The 17,792-nt window shown below is 37.2% G+C and carries 22 protein-coding genes; 1 reads left to right on the forward strand and 21 read right to left on the reverse strand.

Annotation, left to right across the window (positions count from 1 at the left end):
- Positions 1-92 precede the first annotated feature (92 nt).
- From ptsP to JOC95_RS09750, 13 genes are all read right to left on the reverse strand, one after another.
- Positions 93-1,811 carry a phosphoenolpyruvate--protein phosphotransferase gene (ptsP, locus tag JOC95_RS09690; RefSeq protein ID WP_204415633.1) on the reverse strand — a complete coding sequence of 573 codons (1,719 nt, stop codon included), beginning with the start codon at positions 1,809-1,811 and terminating at the stop codon, positions 93-95.
- Positions 1,811-2,077, reverse strand: a complete 267-nt coding sequence (locus tag JOC95_RS09695) for a phosphocarrier protein HPr (RefSeq protein ID WP_204415634.1) — start codon at positions 2,075-2,077, stop codon at positions 1,811-1,813. Before JOC95_RS09695 ends, ptsP begins: the two co-directional genes overlap by 1 nt.
- Before the next feature lie 447 nt (positions 2,078-2,524).
- Positions 2,525-2,707 (reverse strand): YqzE family protein, encoded by a 183-nt coding sequence (locus tag JOC95_RS09700; protein ID WP_204415635.1) that lies wholly within the window; start codon positions 2,705-2,707, stop codon positions 2,525-2,527.
- A gap of 32 nt (positions 2,708-2,739) precedes the next feature.
- Positions 2,740-3,255, reverse strand: coding sequence for a shikimate kinase (locus JOC95_RS09705; protein ID WP_204415636.1), 516 nt, complete (start codon positions 3,253-3,255; stop codon positions 2,740-2,742).
- 114 nt (positions 3,256-3,369) lie between these two features.
- Complete coding sequence (locus JOC95_RS09710; RefSeq protein WP_318245837.1) at positions 3,370-3,594, reverse strand: YuzF family protein; 225 nt, start codon at positions 3,592-3,594, stop codon at positions 3,370-3,372.
- A 79-nt stretch (positions 3,595-3,673) separates the two neighbouring features.
- Positions 3,674-3,952 (reverse strand): competence type IV pilus minor pilin ComGG, encoded by a 279-nt coding sequence (comGG, locus tag JOC95_RS09715; RefSeq protein ID WP_204415637.1) that lies wholly within the window; start codon positions 3,950-3,952, stop codon positions 3,674-3,676.
- Positions 3,953-4,040: 88 nt separating this feature from the next.
- Positions 4,041-4,487: a competence type IV pilus minor pilin ComGF gene (gene comGF, locus JOC95_RS09720; protein ID WP_204416401.1), complete on the reverse strand. Its 447-nt coding sequence runs from the start codon at positions 4,485-4,487 to the stop codon at positions 4,041-4,043.
- On the reverse strand, positions 4,471-4,812 hold the full coding sequence (locus JOC95_RS09725; RefSeq protein ID WP_275580544.1) for a prepilin-type N-terminal cleavage/methylation domain-containing protein: 342 nt from the start codon (positions 4,810-4,812) through the stop codon (positions 4,471-4,473). Before JOC95_RS09725 ends, comGF begins: the two co-directional genes overlap by 17 nt.
- On the reverse strand, positions 4,796-5,254 hold the full coding sequence (comGD, locus tag JOC95_RS09730; protein ID WP_239582856.1) for a competence type IV pilus minor pilin ComGD: 459 nt from the start codon (positions 5,252-5,254) through the stop codon (positions 4,796-4,798). The genes JOC95_RS09725 and comGD overlap by 17 nt, the downstream gene beginning before the upstream one ends.
- Positions 5,235-5,579 carry a competence type IV pilus major pilin ComGC gene (comGC, locus tag JOC95_RS09735; RefSeq protein ID WP_204415640.1) on the reverse strand — a complete coding sequence of 115 codons (345 nt, stop codon included), beginning with the start codon at positions 5,577-5,579 and terminating at the stop codon, positions 5,235-5,237. The genes comGD and comGC overlap by 20 nt, the downstream gene beginning before the upstream one ends.
- The gene (comGB, locus tag JOC95_RS09740) at positions 5,580-6,617 is read right to left on the reverse strand and encodes a competence type IV pilus assembly protein ComGB (protein ID WP_204415642.1); all 1,038 of its coding nucleotides are present in this window, start codon (positions 6,615-6,617) and stop codon (positions 5,580-5,582) included.
- A complete protein-coding gene (locus tag JOC95_RS09745) occupies positions 6,601-6,945 on the reverse strand; it encodes an ATPase, T2SS/T4P/T4SS family (RefSeq protein WP_204415643.1) in 345 nt (114 codons plus the stop codon). The genes comGB and JOC95_RS09745 overlap by 17 nt, the downstream gene beginning before the upstream one ends.
- Before the next feature lie 261 nt (positions 6,946-7,206).
- A complete protein-coding gene (locus JOC95_RS09750; RefSeq protein ID WP_204415644.1) occupies positions 7,207-7,587 on the reverse strand; it encodes a hypothetical protein in 381 nt (126 codons plus the stop codon).
- Positions 7,588-7,752: 165 nt separating this feature from the next.
- Between JOC95_RS09750 and JOC95_RS09755 the strand changes: the two genes are divergently transcribed.
- On the forward strand, positions 7,753-8,250 hold the full coding sequence (locus JOC95_RS09755; protein WP_204415645.1) for a hypothetical protein: 498 nt from the start codon (positions 7,753-7,755) through the stop codon (positions 8,248-8,250).
- 87 nt (positions 8,251-8,337) lie between these two features.
- Here JOC95_RS09755 and JOC95_RS09760 read toward each other — a convergent pair whose 3' ends face one another.
- From JOC95_RS09760 to JOC95_RS09795, 8 genes are all read right to left on the reverse strand, one after another.
- A complete protein-coding gene (locus JOC95_RS09760; RefSeq protein WP_204415646.1) occupies positions 8,338-9,951 on the reverse strand; it encodes a hypothetical protein in 1,614 nt (537 codons plus the stop codon).
- 20 nt (positions 9,952-9,971) lie between these two features.
- Positions 9,972-10,742, reverse strand: a complete 771-nt coding sequence (locus JOC95_RS09765) for a PD-(D/E)XK nuclease domain-containing protein (protein ID WP_204415647.1) — start codon at positions 10,740-10,742, stop codon at positions 9,972-9,974.
- Between the two features lie 39 nt (positions 10,743-10,781).
- Positions 10,782-11,621, reverse strand: coding sequence for a hypothetical protein (locus JOC95_RS09770; protein WP_204415648.1), 840 nt, complete (start codon positions 11,619-11,621; stop codon positions 10,782-10,784).
- A gap of 17 nt (positions 11,622-11,638) precedes the next feature.
- On the reverse strand, positions 11,639-11,890 hold the full coding sequence (locus JOC95_RS09775; RefSeq protein WP_204415650.1) for a hypothetical protein: 252 nt from the start codon (positions 11,888-11,890) through the stop codon (positions 11,639-11,641).
- Positions 11,891-12,028: 138 nt separating this feature from the next.
- Positions 12,029-12,751 carry a SprT-like domain-containing protein gene (locus JOC95_RS09780; RefSeq protein WP_204415652.1) on the reverse strand — a complete coding sequence of 241 codons (723 nt, stop codon included), beginning with the start codon at positions 12,749-12,751 and terminating at the stop codon, positions 12,029-12,031.
- A 104-nt stretch (positions 12,752-12,855) separates the two neighbouring features.
- Positions 12,856-14,694, reverse strand: coding sequence for a TniQ family protein (locus JOC95_RS09785; RefSeq protein ID WP_338083083.1), 1,839 nt, complete (start codon positions 14,692-14,694; stop codon positions 12,856-12,858).
- Between the two features lie 109 nt (positions 14,695-14,803).
- Positions 14,804-15,733, reverse strand: coding sequence for a TniB family NTP-binding protein (locus tag JOC95_RS09790; protein ID WP_239582827.1), 930 nt, complete (start codon positions 15,731-15,733; stop codon positions 14,804-14,806).
- Positions 15,723-17,711, reverse strand: a complete 1,989-nt coding sequence (locus JOC95_RS09795) for a Mu transposase C-terminal domain-containing protein (protein WP_204415663.1) — start codon at positions 17,709-17,711, stop codon at positions 15,723-15,725. Before JOC95_RS09795 ends, JOC95_RS09790 begins: the two co-directional genes overlap by 11 nt.
- Between the last annotated feature and the right edge of the window lie 81 nt (positions 17,712-17,792).

Here is a 17,792-nt window from a genome sequence, read left to right on the forward strand (position 1 = left end):
GTACGATTCCCCTCTTTTCTTACCAGATAACAAAATAGCGCACACAGAAAAAGCCAACCCCTCATCAAAAGGGATTGGCTTTACATCTATCATTACTTCATGAATTTCTCTTTCACAAACTCGACCACTTCTTCTGCCGTGCCCATGGAGAGGATTTCTTCTCTGTAGGAAGCTGCTTCTTCTTTAGAGATGCCTCTTAATTGTGTACGTGCAGGAAGGATGCTTGTCGCACTCATGCTGAACTCGTCAAGTCCAAGTCCAAGCAGGATCGGGATCGCGATAGGGTCCCCTGCCATTTCTCCACACATACCGGCCCATTTACCGTTTTTGTGCGCAGCCTGGATCACATTATCGATCAAGCGAAGGATTGCAGGATTGTATGGTTGATACAGGTAAGATACCTGCTCGTTCATACGATCTGCAGCCATTGTATATTGAATGAGATCATTCGTACCGATACTGAAGAAATCGACTTCCTTAGCAAAGATATCAGCCAAGACGGCAGTTGATGGGATTTCCACCATGATACCAAGCTCGATATTTTCGTTCACTTCCGTACCGTTCTTCACCAACGCCGCTTTTTCTTCTTCAAGGATAGCCTTCGCTTCGCGGAATTCCGCAAGGGTGGCAATCATCAGGAACATGATTTTCAGGTTTCCGTATGTGCTTGCACGCAATAGTGCACGAAGCTGCGTGCGGAAGATATCCTGCTCCTCAAGGCAAAGGCGGATGGCACGGAAGCCAAGGAATGGATTCATTTCCTTAGGCAGGTTCAGGTAAGGAAGCTCTTTGTCCCCACCGATGTCAAGTGTGCGCACTACGACAGGCTTACCTTCCATGCTTTCCAATACTTCTTTATAGGCCTTGAATTGCTCTTCTTCGGTAGGAAGCTCAGTTCTGCCCATATAGAGGAACTCTGTACGGTATAGACCGACGCCTTCCCCGCCATTTGCAAGGACACCCTTCACATCTTTAGGGGTACCGATGTTGGCAGCAAGCTCCACTTCCTGTCCGTCTGAAGAAAGACTCTTCTCATTGACAAGCTTTGCCCATTCCTTCTTTTGCTCTTCATGCTTTTTCTGCTTTTCGGTGTATGTAGCAATTTCGTCGTCTGTCGGATCAACAATTACTACGCCATCCAGGCCATCGACTATCACCATGGTGTCGTTCTGAATGGTTTCCGTAACATTTTTCGTTCCCACTACCGCAGGAATTTCCATGGAACGCGCCATGATCGCAGAATGGGATGTACGTCCGCCGATATCTGTTGTAAAAGCTTTGACATATTGACGGTTCAATTGAGCTGTATCTGAAGGAGTAAGGTCCTCTGCAATGATGATCACTTCTTCTGAAATAAGGCTGGGATTGGATACGCCTACACCAAGCAGGTGCGCAAGGACACGTTTGGTCACGTCGCGGATATCCGCCGCACGCTCCTTCATGTATTCATTATCCATCTGTTCAAACATGTTGATGAACATGCCTGCCGTTTCATCTAGGGCAACTTCAGCATTTACACTGTCACTTTTGATTCTATCCTTGATGGGATTCAAAAGCTCAGGATCACTTAATACAAGCAGGTGAGCAGAGAAGATCTCCGCTTTGTCCGCTCCCAGTTCGCGATGTGCATGCTCCTTGATCTTTTCCAATTCATTCTTGGAGGTTTCTACCGCTTTTTCGAATCTTTCCACTTCCGCTTGGGCATTGTCAATCGTCTTTTTCTCCACAGTCAATTCCGGGTTTTCCAGACGATATGCTTTCGCAATGGCAATACCGCTAGAAGCAGGTATACCTTGGATCGTGTTTGACATTATTCCCCTAACCCTTCTGATTTCAAAGTTTCTTCAATAGCAGAAATTGCCTCGCTCTCATCAGAACCTTCTGCAACAATCTTGATTTCCGCTCCTTGTGGAATTCCAAGGGACATGACGCCCATGATGGATTTCAGGTTAACGGATTTTCCGTTATACTCAAGGTTTACTTCTGCATCGAATTTCCCTGCTGTTTGCACCAATTGAGTAGCCGGACGTGCGTGGATCCCTGAATCTGCTGTTACTTTGAATGTTTTTTCTGCCATTGTAATCGAACTCCTTTAAGTATGTTTTATTTTATTGATAGTACCTAATGTACATGGTTCCTCATATTGTTTTCAACAAAAAAGCAACCATACCCTTTAATTTGTTGAAAATCTGCTTCAAGGAACTTCTAGAAACTCTCAATACACAAAGAACTTCCCATTTCATTTTCCCTATACCCTGTTGATGTAGCAGCTAACCACTGAGCATCTGGAAAATCAAAAAAGGCATGAGAAAGAAGATTGATCATTTAAAGAAGGGTTCAACTTTCTCCCTTAGTATTGATCAAAACCTCTTCACTCATGCCTGATCGTATCAGTAACACGTAAAGTTCCTATGCTTCATTTGAAAGCATTTGCATAGATATGTAATTGATTGCTTCTAACTGTCCGAAGAGATTGTAGCATAAAAGCCTAAAAACATGCAATACTTTTGTCCCTTTCGAACCTTTACATTTTTTTCTTTTTAAACAACATCATGATTGCAAAAGGGATTACTCCAAAGAGCTGATAAACGACAGGTGACCGTTCAAGCTTCCGCTGGTTGCGCTGCGCCTTTTTCACTTCTTTTGGCTGATCCATATAGGTTACCAATTGCTGGGTCACATATTTGACATAATCATTTGTCTTCAACTGGGTTCACCACCATTAGGTTTCTTTACCTATTAGTGTTGACCCGAATGCCAACTTTTAATCTCATCGACCAATTTCAGAGCTGCTTCACCAACACTCAGAGAACTCGTATCCAGCGTGATATGGGCCTTTTGGTATAAAGGGAGCCTCTCGGAAAATAGGGCGGTGATCTCCTCTTTGCTTTTTTGCTGAATCAGCGGCCTGGTGATGTCATGTGCGAGTCTTTGAAGTACGATTTCCATGTCACAGTATAAGAATATCATCAAACCTTTTTCTTTCATCCAGGAGATATTTTCTGCTGTTTTAATGATTCCTCCGCCTGTCATGATTATGGAATCGGTCACTGGCAAACCCTGCAATACTTCCTTCTCCAACCTGCGAAATTCCGCTTCACCATATACTTCGAAAAACTTACTGATGTTTTTCTCAGCTTTATCCTCTATCAAAGAATCCGTATCAAACACAGATAGACCAAGCTTCTCTCCCAAAGCATGTCCAATCGAGGTTTTTCCCGCTCCCATGAAGCCGGTAAGGTAAATACTCTTCATCAAACTCCCTCTTTTCATTCCAGCCATTCACTCCATTATAGGAAAATGCTGCGGATTTCTCCACTATAAAAGGTGCTTAACCTATTTTATCAAACGGTTAAACACCTCCATTTATTAGTCAGGCATGACCCATATAATCTCTGCTGAGCGAACAAAGAAGCTTGAATCTCCTTCAAATAGAACGATATGATCAGGCTTTACATCCCGTAATATCCCCCTGATCGACCCGCGGGATGTTTCGACCACGACCGTACTGCCTTTGATACTCATCAACGTTTGATACACAAATGGCTCTACAAGCATATATTGAATCGGCATTCCGTTTTGACCTTGGTTCACCTTGACAGATACCTCCTTTATCACACGGTACATTTATATGATGAAAGCAGTGCTTTGGTGTAGGCATATGCCCAATTCATCAGTTATCCACCCAGGATATTACTTGATCACTGTTCATATCATATTGAATGCTTGCTTCATATTTCCGGCCTTTTGCAGTGGTACAAACTATCTTGATCTGTTTCACAGGGTATTGGTCGATTGAGGTAATGACTGCATTACCGTTTGGAAAATCGATATGGTACTGAGGCGGAAAACTGCCCACCACTAATTCCTCCTCCACCTTCACCCAGGTATATCTCATCATGCTCTCTAGTTCGAATAGCTCCCCGGACTCTGTATAAAATGCTTTTTCCAAACGGTATAGCTCTATTTGGTGCAGAAGCACGGAAGATAGAAATAAGGATAGGAGGAGTGTTACCGGGAATATATATCCCTTTTCCCTTTCATTCACCCGCTGGCCAATCCTTCAAAATCGCATAAATGCCAACCTTATAAAAATCCTCCCCGGCACCTGTGATATAAATGGTCGCTCCGTTTCTTTCCTGCACAAACACCACATCCTTTATATTCTGCAGCAAGATTTCATGACCTGTACCATTAACCCTCCTCCTGATGTTCCCCTGATATTTCTCGTAGGTGACATTTTGATTGTTCGCATTCCTGATTGTCAGTATTTTTCCTGTTGATGTAACCGATTTTGCTGTCCGTATCTCGTTTTTTGCCTGCTGGGTGAATACCTCGAGTTCAAGAGGATGAATTCCTTTTTCCTCTTTCATAAATGTGTGGACTGCCTGGAACAGAATAGGGAGAAAAGCAGTGATCATCAGAACAACCGAAAAACTGACCAGAACCTCCATAAGCGTGAATCCTTTTTCATCCCGCTTCGTCATCCCAATATACACACCTTCTTTCTTCCCTTTTTCTATAATCAAGATAGACGGCGCATATAGCTGGAATGCCGTTCTCCTCTGATTTTTGAAAACGGAAACTGATTCCATTACTTTCAATTTCCTTCCCTATAAACACATCGCCACTCTCTCTTACTTTTTCCAATTCTTTTGTAAGAAGTTGTCTGGCAGTCCGGTCATGTTTAAAGCTGCTTCTTTCTTGATTGATCATTACAAGCCCCGGCAGCAAGAGTGTCATTATCATCATCCAAACCACGAGTGCAGCAAGCACCTCCAATAAGGTGAACCCCCTAGATTGCCTCCACATAGAACCTGCCCTTTCCCAGTTGGAAAACTAAACGATAGTTTTCCTGCTCCTTATATGAAATTCCCATCATCCCGGATTTCTGAATGCTACCGGATGTGTGAAATATCAATAAGGTGCCCATCGTTCTTGGATCGACCCTGATGTCCTCATGATAGGTCCTTTTTAAGAGTTCATTGCCCGACCCTTGGGTGATCCTGTAATAATGGTTGCTCGTACTGAAAGTGATGGCTACCGATCTTTTTGTACTCATTGCATACTGCTGGGCGAATAAAAGATCGTTGGTAAGCTGGCTGAAAAAGTTTTTTGTTACATGTTTTTCTTCGATCTGAGCTATTTTCAGGATAGTAAAAGATAGAATGACAGATACCAAGGAAAGTACCAGGAGTGACTCCACCAATGTAAATCCTTGTTCATGGCCCCCGTTACGGTGTTTCCGGTGCATCAATGGCTTCCACTCCATCAGCCGTTAGACTAATCACCTTGTCATTGGGACAATATAGGACATCATCATCTGCAAATTTATCTTCTAGATAATCCGGGGTATTCAAAAGCTGAAGGTCTGTTACTTCCCTGTCATTTTCCAAGCGATAGGCTTGCATCTGAGCTTCCACCATCTTTACCAGTGCATCACAGCCCTTGTCTCCGATCAAACTGGAATTCTTCGTTACATTCGGCAGCATGATCAATAGTAGGACCGTGATGACCAGCATGACCAAGAGCATTTCCACCAGTGTAAATCCTTGTTCATTTTTGAATGGATTTTTCATTTATAACCCTCCTAATAATTGAAACATCGGAATAAAAATACAAAGATATAGCACTAGCACGAACAAGCCGATAGCCAGGAAAAGACAAGGCTGTATCTTCCCGAGGGCACTTTCCATTTTTCTTTGCAGCTTATCCAGCAAAAGTCCACTGAAGTCCTCAAGCTCCCGCGGCAGCCTTCCATTCTTCTGTCCATGTAATATGGTCGGAGCAAGACCCTTATCGAATACCATTTCCGTTCCTGCAACCTTCTCCAGTTTTTCCCCCTCCAACAGCCTCTCCCTGTATTCGGTTGCCCTGTACTTGAAATATAGGTTATATGTTTGCTGCTCGAACACACCGATGGCATCATTGATGGTCATGCCACTGGCGAGCAGACTGCTTAGTTGTTGAGAAAAGTAATGGGAGTAGTGAAGAGTCAGAAACGTTCTGAGTATCGGGATTTTCATTATCCAGGAGATTTTTTTGATAGGATGGACGGAATTTGCATAGGTTTTTATGAGGATCAGTAGAACTGCAGCCAGAAAACCAAGGAAAAGCAGAAGAAGTGGAAGTTTGCTTGTTATGGTGAAGAATAATTGAATGCTTTTATTTATCGATATGTTCATTTGTTGAAATAACAGAGTAAATTGAGGCAGCAATACCGTTTGAACGAAAAATAGCATCAGCATGACCATAACCATCAGGAATATCGGGTAGCGTATCAGCGTATGCAGTTTTTGTTTGTAATACCTTTTCCTTTTCAACATCTGCCCGGCAGACCGAAAAGCCTCACCAAGATTGCCGTGTCGCTGGGAGAAGAAGAGCAGGGATAAAACATCCTGATGAAATTGAAGCATCTCCAATACCTTGTGTATGCCATAACCGTTCTTCAATTCATTGATGGCAAGTTTCAAATCAGCCTTTTTGTCCCCCTCATAATGGATGCACATCAACTCGATGGCTTCAAGGAGCGCATATCCATTTACATACAGATCACCGATGCGCAGGAGAAATTCCTCCTGCTCTTTCAGATTCCACCCTTTATTTCTCCATTCCATCAAAGACCCATCTCTCATATTCGCTTTGTTTGATAAACCCGAGAGCAATCCCCTTTTTGATTACTTGTTTCAGTGTCGGGTATGTCAGATCCACTTCCGCCCCATTGCATTCCTTCATGACCTTTCCAAGCTCTTTCCCGTAGAGCAGCTCATGTACACTCGCCAGCCGGTGTGTGCGATATTTCCTGCAGAATGTTGTGCATTCCTCCATACAAAATGGACACTTCAGCTCCACCAGCCTCTGTGCAGAAATGGCTATCAGCGTTTGTTCGAGTTCTTGAGGAGTGACACCGAATTCCAATGTAACCCTTCTCCAAGTACGAGACACACAACTCTCCCACGCCTTCCAATATCTACACCTCTTTCCAAATTGTTTGAGACGACTTTTCCAATAGTTTGAGAATGAATGAATTGTGTTCACAATCTCTGAGATTCCGTAAAGTAGGACTCATCATAAGTTTGAGATAACGTAACTAATTGAACAAAAATTTAACCTTAGTCCTCGGTCAAGCATTCCCCCCAATAAAGTTCTTCAAATCAAAAATACTCCAGACAAATTTTTTGTCCAGAGCACTTTATCAATCAGTTCTTATTCTCTTACTTCATTATTCTTTTGCTTATTAAAGCTGTATATAGAGAAAAGCACAATAAATATTAAAGCCGCCAACCAATATTGACCTACTTGAATCTTTAGTATTGCGACTACAAATAAGAGCAATGCTACAAAATGGAATATTCCCACAAAAACGCACAACATATTATTTAGTCCGTTAAAGTAGTGCCTAGATTTCAAATACATCTTACCTGTTCCAGCTGTGATTATTATTGTAAGAAATAAGAGTATGAATGAAAGCAAATGTAATAAATCTCCTACTTCAGTTTCCTTCATATAGCCCTCCAAATAGATCGTAGCCACACCAAAGACGGTGGAGCAAAAGGTTCCCAAACTGAGTTTAATATAGTTTTCCATATACACAACTCTCCCCTAGTTAATTTGTCCTGCAATATATCCTATTTCATTTTTCTAGGAGTAGGACAATTATTTCCAGCATCATCTAACTTACATCTGGAAATTTGTTCTAAACATTTACCTTTAGGACTATCTTTAAACTAGGTAAATATAAGGGGGGAGAATATGAAGAAAATTAAGCCTATAATAATGACATCTGAAGAATTGCGATATGAATGTTTTCATATAAAAAGTAAATCTGGAGAAAGCTATCGTATTATTAGGAATTTCACAGGGGAAAACGGCATTTCTCGTTATAGTTTAAAACTGTTTGAATTAGTAAAAGATGGTTTTGGGAGTTTTAAATATGCTGAAGTAAGTAATTTCGATAAAGAAAATGCGTCATTAAACCCCGATTCAAAAGACGGCATCAGACTCGCCCTTGAATCATTTGGGAAGTATTTAATACTTACAGATTCTAATGGAGATGAATTACATCTAACTGGGTGTAGTTCTGGATATTTAGGTACAGGTCCGCATGCCACGCATGAAGTTCTAAATAAACTCGGTTTTAAAGTACCAATGAGGTTTATTGCTGCAATGAAAGAGTTTCAGTTAAGTCACCCTGATATTGATAGTCATTTAAATCTAGAACTAGAAAAATTGGATAGTAAATATTTATAAAACGTTCCATACTATTTCTTAGTTTGTGAATTTAAGATCAGTTGATTTACTTTAAATAAACCAACTGATCTTATTGTCATTTCTAATCTATTTTTCAAACCCCAATGTATTTGTAATATCCATAAAAACTTCTTTTAATTTTTCATTATGGCTTTCCAGTCGTCTTATCTCTCCATATTTTTTGTAAAAATAATTAGCGTAAGGTATATAATTGTCGGTCGAAATTTTAGTTTGAATAAACCTGAAAATTGACATATCAAACTTTTCTATAATATAAGCAATTAGTTCAATATCCCCTAAACCAATGTAGTCACATTGTTTAACAGTTGGATGTAATTCCTTCCGCCACTCACTATCGTAAAATGACTCATTATAGTTCGGCAAACGAGGAAAAGATTGTAACGAAACAGATAATATGGTTACTTTATTAGCTCCTTTAAACCTCTCTTTATCATTTTTAACAATCTCTGTATATGCTTTATTTGCTTGTTTTACTGGCTCAATAGCATACTTCTTAAAATCTTCGTCCGTTGTTTTTTCGTCTGCTTCAAGCTTTGTTTCTCTCCTAATCCTCCCACTCTTGCATTCAACGACTAATAATGATTTTCCTAGGAGAATATAAGCATCAGAAGAGCGATCACTCATGTTTTTTCCAAACGAAAATTCATCTATAAAATCGTAGTTATCTATTTGTGAATTCTCTACTGCTACTTTTAGTAAATCTGAAACATACAACTCGAACAGCTTACCGAAAAAGTCAAAAAAGGAAATATCTCTCGAGCCAAAACAATTTCTAATTTTAAAGAACAATCCATCGAATATAACGGCATTCATATTTCCTGGAGAGCATGGATAGGCTAAGTTATTATATATGAATATCGGGCTCACTAATAATTTTTCAAAATCATAAGGATTGTTTATCGTCTCTCTTGCCCATTCCCGTAATTCAAGTGGATCTATACTGACACTATCGTAAATAGAAATTGCTTTATCTTTAATTTTAATCTTGTCAAAAAACTTAATAGGGTCTATTCCCCATTCTCTCTCTTGAATAATCTCCTCGATTGCCCGCCCTTTAATACACTGAGTATTTAATGCGAATATTGTTGATACATACTCTGAAATGGAATATCCATATTTCTCTTCATATATTTTATGTATATCTATATAGTCCTTAGCTTGGAAAAGCTCTTTCTTTTTTGCAATTTCTTGAAACATAATGTGTTGACGTAGTAATGATCGATCTATTTCTGTGTTTCTTAGGAATAATGATTCTTTGAGGACGATACCTTGTACATCATTACTATTATCGATGTTGTTAATCATGGCATCTGTCACCTTTAACACAGTCAGAAAAACATTAAATGGCTTACTATGCTTATTATTAAAGCTATAAAAAGAGTTTCTAGTTCCATACGCAATAAACCATTTCATTGTGTACATTAAGTTGCTTACATCAAAAATCTCAAAACTATCAACAAGTTCTTTATCGATAACAAATTGCTTTAAGTTTTCTTTCATTTTTTCTTTTGATTTCTTATCCAAAACCGTAAATTGCGAAAGTATTAATAACGCTTCATCTAGGTCTATACTCCTGATGTCCTGTTTAATTTCTGCAAAAGATGCTTTATAACCAAATACTTCTGAATGGGACAAATATGTCTTAATATACGAACTGATACTTTCAAATCCCTTTGTCATAAACCTCACCTAACTCGCTGTTATTTTGGAAAAATAAAAACCTTTACACTTAAGTTTTCTCTTGATTGACTGCTCAGGTCGTTTTCTAGTCCTATCGGGTTTCCAATCCTGCCTTCAGGATCATAAACAAAACACACTAAGTTGTTGCAATCAGTATGCATCTTGTATGTTTCTATATCAATTAATAGTTGCTCCCCTATCTTTTTATCAGCAAGATTATTACGTGTCTTTTTCACCTCTATAACTGTTTTTTCATTCTTCAAGAGGAAATCCATTCTTTTAGATCCACCAGCATAACTTGGTGTCCACTCTTCCACCCGCACATCTTCAAAATGAAGCTTTAATAGGCTATGTAGTAAATCTTGTACATCATATTCATCGTTAACATCCAGAGTAGGTCTGTTATCGTACCTGTTTCTCAGTTGCCTTGCGACTTTATGAAAATTCGAGAATAATATTTGAAGCTGTTCCATTGAATCATTCCTGTTATTAATCGGACTAATAATTGCTTCTACCCTATGCAACAACTTTTGTGCTTTAAATATTACTTCTTTATGTTTCGCAATTTCTTCTTTAGTTCCAACACCAAATTCTGCTTTTTGTCCTTCTGGTACATCATTGATAAATTCGATATGTTGAGGATAATTAAGTTCATCCAGCCTTTGTACAATCATGTTGTAATCATCGATATAATTATTGTAAGAACTATATTGACTACTCTTATAATCCTCATCACTTTCTTTAATCAATATCTTTAAATCGTGAAAAACTTCAATATACTTCTCATTCATATTTTTCTCCTTTGCCCCTCATACCTGTATAAATAAAGATTATTTACCGTCAGTTACTTCCATTTTTACAACGCCACTTTGATATTCCCTCGTTTGTTCCCAAAACTCTTTCATTGCCATACAATATTTTTCGAAAGATATTTTTTCAATATCTAGCACTCGTTCTAAATTTGTCGTACGATACATGTCCATCAGTTTGGTATTGGTAATTGATTTAAAATACTCTGGTTTGATCTTATAAAGTGCACTTGCTGCCTTCCCACTCCCGTGTTTATAGGTATTAGACAAAAGATTACATTCTCGAATTCTTCTCCAGATATCGGACTTAACAATTATTACTTCACCTTCAAAAAAGTCCTCAAAAGTGAAGGCTAGTTCAGTGAGAAGGTTATTTATCACACGGAAATTACCGTAAAACTCATGAAAAGTATCTTCATTTTTGTCGTCCCGTAAAATGAATTCTACTTGATTCAAATATTCATTATGATGATTTGTCATTTCTTCAAATAACCATTTCCTTAGTTGCTGCTCAAATACTTGATATAGATTGCTTAGAGACATAAGCTCAAATTGATAATGCATTAAGAATTGTTCATCCAATCGTTGTGCAGTGAATTCCTCAACAGACTCCATGTAATCAGAATAGTCGATATCCTCACTGTATAAATCCCAGAATAAATCCTCTGCCTCTTTCCTATACTCATCAGCTACCGTATTCGTACTTTTGAACAGAAGCTCATACGTATTTTGAAATATGTTAGAATGGTTTGTTAATAACACATCGTAAATCTTGGTATATTGTTTTCTTGTGTACGGGCTTAAATTGAAATTAAAAAATAAAGGCTCTTTTTTACCTTCTGGTTTTCTCCCAGCTTTCAATGGCATTTCACCTCAGACTAAAAACATTTTTGGCATTTGGTCATTTTATCTAGAGTATTTAGTGCCTCATTTGCATCATTTGTGTACAAATAAGAACCGTTTTTCCCTTTATTAACCACAACTTTCTGGTTAAAGTATCTTCCATTTACTTCGTGACAAGTAACATGGTGTACGCAGTTTTTCGCTAAATTTTTATCTGTTATCGCAATAAAACCTACCCCACTTTTCTTTAGCTCCTCGAAATGGTTCATATCAATTATTTGAATCATTTTAATCCCACCCTTTTCACTGTGATTTATATCCTAAAGGCATCGTGGTAACAAAATAAAATAAAATTAAAGTAAAATAAAAATCACTTAATTACTATTAAAACGGAGGATCTACCCATTAAAGATGTTCTTTCTGAACTAAAGAGCTTTTAAATTATCAATGAAGTCGTCTATTTTATCAGCGTAATATTTTGTTTCATCATCTTTTCTTAATGCACGATTTAAAGTACTGTATTTAAACGAAAAATCTATTTTAGCGTTGCAACATTTGCTTCTCGTATCTTCAAAAGTGCCAAGCACTAATGGCAATGGATGCTCATCTTGTACAAAAAGAAAGTACTTGAATAAACCATTGCCGCTACTGTTTGTTGAATATAATAGGGTATCGCATTTGCTACACAGAAAATTAAAATACGAGGGTTGTTTACTTGTTGGTTCAATATTTAGATTTATGTCTATAGAAGTTAAGCTGAGATATTCACTCTGATTTCCTTCCATTAATTCAACTATCTTCATGAACCTTTCGTCGTGACCACAATCTGTCCTATGTACTTGATTGGCGATTAGATGGGCGAGTTCATGTATGATGACCTCATTAATTTGATTAAGCGAATAAGTTTTTCCATCGAGCAAGGTTTCTTTAAACCCTAGTTCACCAGGAATGAACTCCATTTCATTGTCTTTAATCACAACATTACCTTTACAAAAGCCTATTGAACCACTCGAATAGAATTTGATTGGCGGTAGTGTAATATCTCTTACAAACCCAAAAGCGATTTTTTCTACTTGTTCCTCAAACTCTTTTTTTGTTAGCTCTTTATAGTTTTCAACGAAAACAGAACTCATTCTGAAATAGTCCAATACAATTCCCCCAATCGAATTACTCTTCTAGAAAATTCTAACATTTTTACAATTCGAATTATATATATTTTCAGAATTTATAAATGGTAAAAAGGGACGAACTACTAATTCGCCCCAAACTCCATAATTGACTTTTTCAAGTAAAATTTAGCATCTTTATAACTGAGCTTCTTTTTCTCCATTAGCATTGAGATAACTTCGTTTACGGCAATATACCTTGAAACAGTGGTATTTGCATTTTCAGCATTCATCGAAACCTGAAGTTTGCCTTCTTTAATCCATTTATTTATTGTAGGCATTCCTACTTTGAAAATTTTCAGCAACTCTCTAGGTTTAAGACCATATTGTTTAATGCGTTGTTTTATTAGCATCAACAGAAAATTATCAATATCCCTTTTGGCTAAGTGAATAGATTTGATATTGGTAGTTTTTTCAGCAATTGCTGCACTAAACGTGCCATTTTTAATAGCTTCAATAATAGATACTGTATCCATATCAGTGTGTCTTAAGTTCATATTAGCTTTCTCAAAAGGGATCCAGTTCGAGTCAATTGAAGATTTAATTTTTACTTTTACAAAAACAGATTGAATAAATTTGTTTAGTTCTCTTTTGCTGATGTACCATATGGGGTAGCCATCAATACTCGGTCCGTGCTGTGCCTTGATATGCCCCCTTGTTATTAACTCTTGTGCTTTTACAAAGTTCAGACCAAGAATTTTGCATGCTTGGCTGAGTGTGTAGGAATTCTTTTTCATTTTCATGTATGATTCAATGCTTTTACGCTCGACTAAAGTTATGGTCCTCCCGCCTTTGGTTTTGGTTTTATGTGTACTTACCAAACCATAGTGGATTAAATTCTTAAGCACTTGATCTTCTGTTTTTATTAGTTTTATTGCCTCGCCTGTTGTCAGATAGTTCTTTTCTTCAATGATCGGCTTTATTTTTATTCTTTCACCAATGTATTCATTGGTTACTGTATTTAAATAATCCGAGTAAACAAGGAGATAGCTTCTTCCTTTTTCATGTTCTACTATCTTTTTTAAGTGATTGTATTTTAAATTCCGTGAATCTATACTGTAGCCATCGATTTGTTGAATTACGTTTGGAAGGAGAATATTGGGTCTTGTTACAAGTAAATGTGCAACACTTATCATCACATTGATAAGATCACAGTTCCTTTTGTCGGCTTTTTGCCTTTTATTAAAATTTATTTTTGGTTTAGGTTGGCATGTGGTCACTTTTAATATTGCATTTATATCCATGCCATCAATTAGTGTTAAAAACATGAGAAGGAATTTGAAGTATTCTTGACGATTTAAAACGGTGTTATCTGCGGTCGAGGTTTCTTTCATTTCTCCACTTAAAATTAGCTGTAGTACTTTCTGGTTCTTATATACATTGCTTTTCGGATCAATATCTCGTGATATCGAACGATTAAATATCCAGCCACAGTTGCAATCACCGACCATTAAACGATTTATTCTTACAGCTTTATTGCAATTTGGACAGTTTTCAATTAAATGCTTATTGTGTTTTAAGCAAGTTGTGACCAAGGAAACATCCCAAAGTAACCGATGGTAATAATCTTCATTCAAGCAATCAGGGCAATATTTTGTTGAGTATTTTTGATATACTCTATCCTCATGTTTTCTTCCTACTACTTCCTCAGTTCCTTGAAGAAGTAACTCATCATATTGGTTTAAGGAAAACGTGTGGATATCTTTATTTAAGGATTCAAATACATCCATAAAAATAACTGACCAGCCTTCTTTATGGTCTAAATAGTTGCAGTTTGCCACAAAAAGGTGACTTGATATTTCCTTTAGCATTGATGGTAAATTATCATAGTAATTTGCTACTACTGTACGATATAGAAAGGAATACATACTTTCGTTTTCTTTTGACGTAACTCGTTTTAATAATGGTTTCAGGTAATAACACACTCCTTAAGATAAATTTAATTACACCTGAGTATAGTGAAATTTTTCTCTTTTTAACACATGGTATATATTGGTAAACACATGTGGTAAAAAAAGACGCTCTTAGCGTCTTTTAACTTGCCGAACTGTTCAATTCTTCATTTAAGAAAGGGTTTTTATCTCCGCTTCTCATGATGTGTGCGTGCATTTGGTAAGCTCTTGCAAAATCCATCAACTCAATTTTTTCTTGATTTTTCTCTAGTGCAAAAAGGGCTGCTTCACGTATTAACTTCATGATAGAGTTGATTAAACCATCGGTCGCAAGGTGGAGTTTCTCTAACATTAAATCCGAGTTCAGTCCCGATAATTTTTTAAAAGGTAACCTGTCATCAATCATAAAAAGCAATTTTTTTATTTCTTCTCTTTTTTGAAGAGTTTCTATTCCGAACGGAGATAAAGAAAGCCTCATTGAAAAACGGCGATTTAACTGTTCATTTGCTTGTAATACATGTTTGGCATCTTCCAAACCAAATAACACAACTGGAACTTTCGTTCTGTTGACAAGGGATTTGAAACAATCAGCGACTTCATAGTTCACTTTTTGATTTTCTGAGTGAACAAAGTGCTGAAATTCATCAAGAAGAATTAACTCGATTCCGCAATCTTTTATAAGATTTACTAAACGATGATTCTTATTTGCCACTGTACCTCTTGTAGGATATGCATCACCCAATTGATCTAACATTGTCTCCAAAAAGCTGTTTATTCGAACTGGACTTGGAATTTCCGCCCAAAGGATAGACTTTTGTGCACCTGTTCTCTCATGATAAGTTGTCTTATCATATAATTTAATATAGGTATCGAAGATGGTCGTCTTTCCTGAACCCGATGGACCAGTTATTAACATACATTGAGGGTCATTTGACAATTTCAAAGAATCGTGACACTTCTTTATTGACTTTAATGCCTTGTTAAAATGCGGGTGTACAATCTTAATTTCTTTAATTAGTTTCATTTTTTCTGCCATGGTCATTTTGTCTAACATTAATTCCTTATCTTGCATCTACATACCCCCAGTCATTTTCATCGTCTTCGAATAGTTGAATTTCCTTGTGTACTTTGGATACTTCTTCTTGCTTAGAAAAAGATTCTTGGAATGAAGAGGTAGCTGGCTTTTCCTTATTCTCCTCCACTTTACCATCCAGCTCTACATTAGACCCTGTACCTTTCACCCTGCTATACTGAAGTTTCTTTGTTAATGTTTGCTCTTTTTCTTCTTCTAACATGTGTATGATACTTGCCTTTGCGGCAGCCAAGGCACTCATATCTACCTCATTGACATCTTTTCTGGCATATTTGATTATAATTTTGTGTGTGTATTCATTTAACCCTTGTGAATACTCTTGATCTCCACAGTAAACTTCGATATAACGATTATGCTTTTCATCCCATACATAAATTTTCCCCAAATTTGTTGGGTCGTACTTAAACTTCACTTTTTGACCTTTTGACAGCCGCTTCCCTAAGCTTTTTAATTCTAGAGATTGATAAAACAGATATTGATATCTAATCCCAGTATTTTGTATAGTTCCATGCCCCATTTTCATAAGCTTTATAGTCCAGTCCAGTGAAGATTTTGGGAAACCTGGTAAAGGCATGTCTTTAAACGATTTTTCCCATAAAAGCGATGGAACTCCCTTTACTCCGTCATGCTTTTTCATACCATAGACATCAACAACCCACTTATGGTAGATCTCCAAAAACCTTTTAAAACCGATTACCGCATGTTTTTTAGGATTGTACTCCCCTTTATCTAATACATTTGAAAAGGTAGTGCCAAAAGATTGGTGAATCAGTTGCTGGTTTTGTGTTCTAAAATGTCTTTCAATTACTCCTTTCCACCATGGTTTTCTTGGAGGACAATGGATAAGATTTATTCCGAACTCTTTACAAGCATCAGCTAGATGATTACTTTTAAAGTCCTTACCACAATCGACGATTAAATTTTCTGGGATGCCATATGCAACCCAATCATTTTTTATGGAAGGATATTTATCTTTTAAATAGGTTTTAGGGAAAAAAGCATGTTTCATTGCATGCATAATTGTCGTGTAGGAAGAATGTTCAAAACCTATATACATTCCCAGAGGGTAACCTGTAAAACAATCAATAAGTTTAGTGATATATGGTCTTCCTAGAGGCAAACGTGTTTCATCATCCACTAAGAAAATATCTAGTCTTGTATGATCGGCTTCTACTCTTTGAAGTGGATATTTTGGCTTTTCTTGTAGCGTTACATATCCGTGTTTATTAAATGCAGCTAACTTTCCTTTTCTCTTTTTTTCTACTTCATATAGGTCTTTAGTTTTTACTCTCCTTCTGACGGTGGATATAGAAGGGTGTTTTAAACGATCATCAACTTCACGATTCTTATTTTCTTCATCGATATGGTTGTAGATCAATAAGTGTAACGTCTCAATGGTAGTTCTTTCTGCTTTCATATAATGTTTTTCAATCATGTGATCGATGATAATTTCAACTTCTCGCTGTAAGTTATTGTCTTTGGGTCCACAATTATGAAAGCTCGATACTAAGGAATACATCTCGCCTTCACTTTCCCTATATGCCTTAAGCCACCTATAAAGAGAAGCTCTTGATACTCCCTTCTCACCTTTATTTTTTAACTCTTCAAGCCTTTTCATAATATAGGGATTTAAAGACTCACCCTCACCAATAACCAACAAAGGCTCAATTGCCTTAAATCGAAATCTCATTTCTTTAGCATATTGCTCTGGCAGCTCCGATACATCATCGAATACTGGCGTCTTCACATGAATACCTTCTGTGTTCTTCCCAACCCTTTCGAATTTGAGTTTTCCTTCAATCAAGTTATTAACTAACTGCTTTCTTGAAAAAATCACCTCTACCTGGTTGGTCAAATTTTGCACTTTAAAAGTACCACTAGCAGTTTCTTCGTTGATTTCATAATCATTTCCATGCATCGTAAACTTTTCGCCTTTAATAAGAAAAGCTTTTGCCATTTTACATCACCTCAATTTGTGATTTTGAAGCCGAAAATTATATAAAATATATTTTTAGTACTTTTTAGTAGATAGTTTTTC

Source organism: Sutcliffiella tianshenii (genome assembly GCF_016908565.1).
In the GTDB taxonomy this organism is placed as follows: domain Bacteria; phylum Bacillota; class Bacilli; order Bacillales; family Bacillaceae_I; genus Sutcliffiella_A; species Sutcliffiella_A tianshenii.

Excerpts from the sequence above, each read along its gene's own strand:
- ptsP (WP_204415633.1), bottom strand. The coding sequence starts at position 1,811 with ATGTCAAACACGATCCAAGGTATACCTGCTTCTAGCGGTATTGCCATT.
- JOC95_RS09695 (WP_204415634.1), bottom strand. The coding sequence starts at position 2,077 with ATGGCAGAAAAAACATTCAAAGTAACAGCAGATTCAGGGATCCACGCA.
- JOC95_RS09705 (WP_204415636.1), bottom strand. The coding sequence starts at position 3,255 with ATGAAGAGTATTTACCTTACCGGCTTCATGGGAGCGGGAAAAACCTCG.
- comGF (WP_204416401.1), bottom strand. The coding sequence starts at position 4,487 with ATGACGAAGCGGGATGAAAAAGGATTCACGCTTATGGAGGTTCTGGTC.
- JOC95_RS09725 (WP_275580544.1), bottom strand. The coding sequence starts at position 4,812 with ATGTGGAGGCAATCTAGGGGGTTCACCTTATTGGAGGTGCTTGCTGCA.
- comGD (WP_239582856.1), bottom strand. The coding sequence starts at position 5,254 with ATGCACCGGAAACACCGTAACGGGGGCCATGAACAAGGATTTACATTG.
- comGC (WP_204415640.1), bottom strand. The coding sequence starts at position 5,579 with ATGAAAAATCCATTCAAAAATGAACAAGGATTTACACTGGTGGAAATG.
- comGB (WP_204415642.1), bottom strand. The coding sequence starts at position 6,617 with ATGGAATGGAGAAATAAAGGGTGGAATCTGAAAGAGCAGGAGGAATTT.
- JOC95_RS09750 (WP_204415644.1), bottom strand. The coding sequence starts at position 7,587 with ATGGAAAACTATATTAAACTCAGTTTGGGAACCTTTTGCTCCACCGTC.
- JOC95_RS09755 (WP_204415645.1), top strand. The coding sequence starts at position 7,753 with ATGAAGAAAATTAAGCCTATAATAATGACATCTGAAGAATTGCGATAT.
- JOC95_RS09760 (WP_204415646.1), bottom strand. The coding sequence starts at position 9,951 with ATGACAAAGGGATTTGAAAGTATCAGTTCGTATATTAAGACATATTTG.
- JOC95_RS09765 (WP_204415647.1), bottom strand. The coding sequence starts at position 10,742 with ATGAATGAGAAGTATATTGAAGTTTTTCACGATTTAAAGATATTGATT.
- JOC95_RS09775 (WP_204415650.1), bottom strand. The coding sequence starts at position 11,890 with ATGATTCAAATAATTGATATGAACCATTTCGAGGAGCTAAAGAAAAGT.
- JOC95_RS09790 (WP_239582827.1), bottom strand. The coding sequence starts at position 15,733 with ATGCAAGATAAGGAATTAATGTTAGACAAAATGACCATGGCAGAAAAA.
- JOC95_RS09795 (WP_204415663.1), bottom strand. The coding sequence starts at position 17,711 with ATGGCAAAAGCTTTTCTTATTAAAGGCGAAAAGTTTACGATGCATGGA.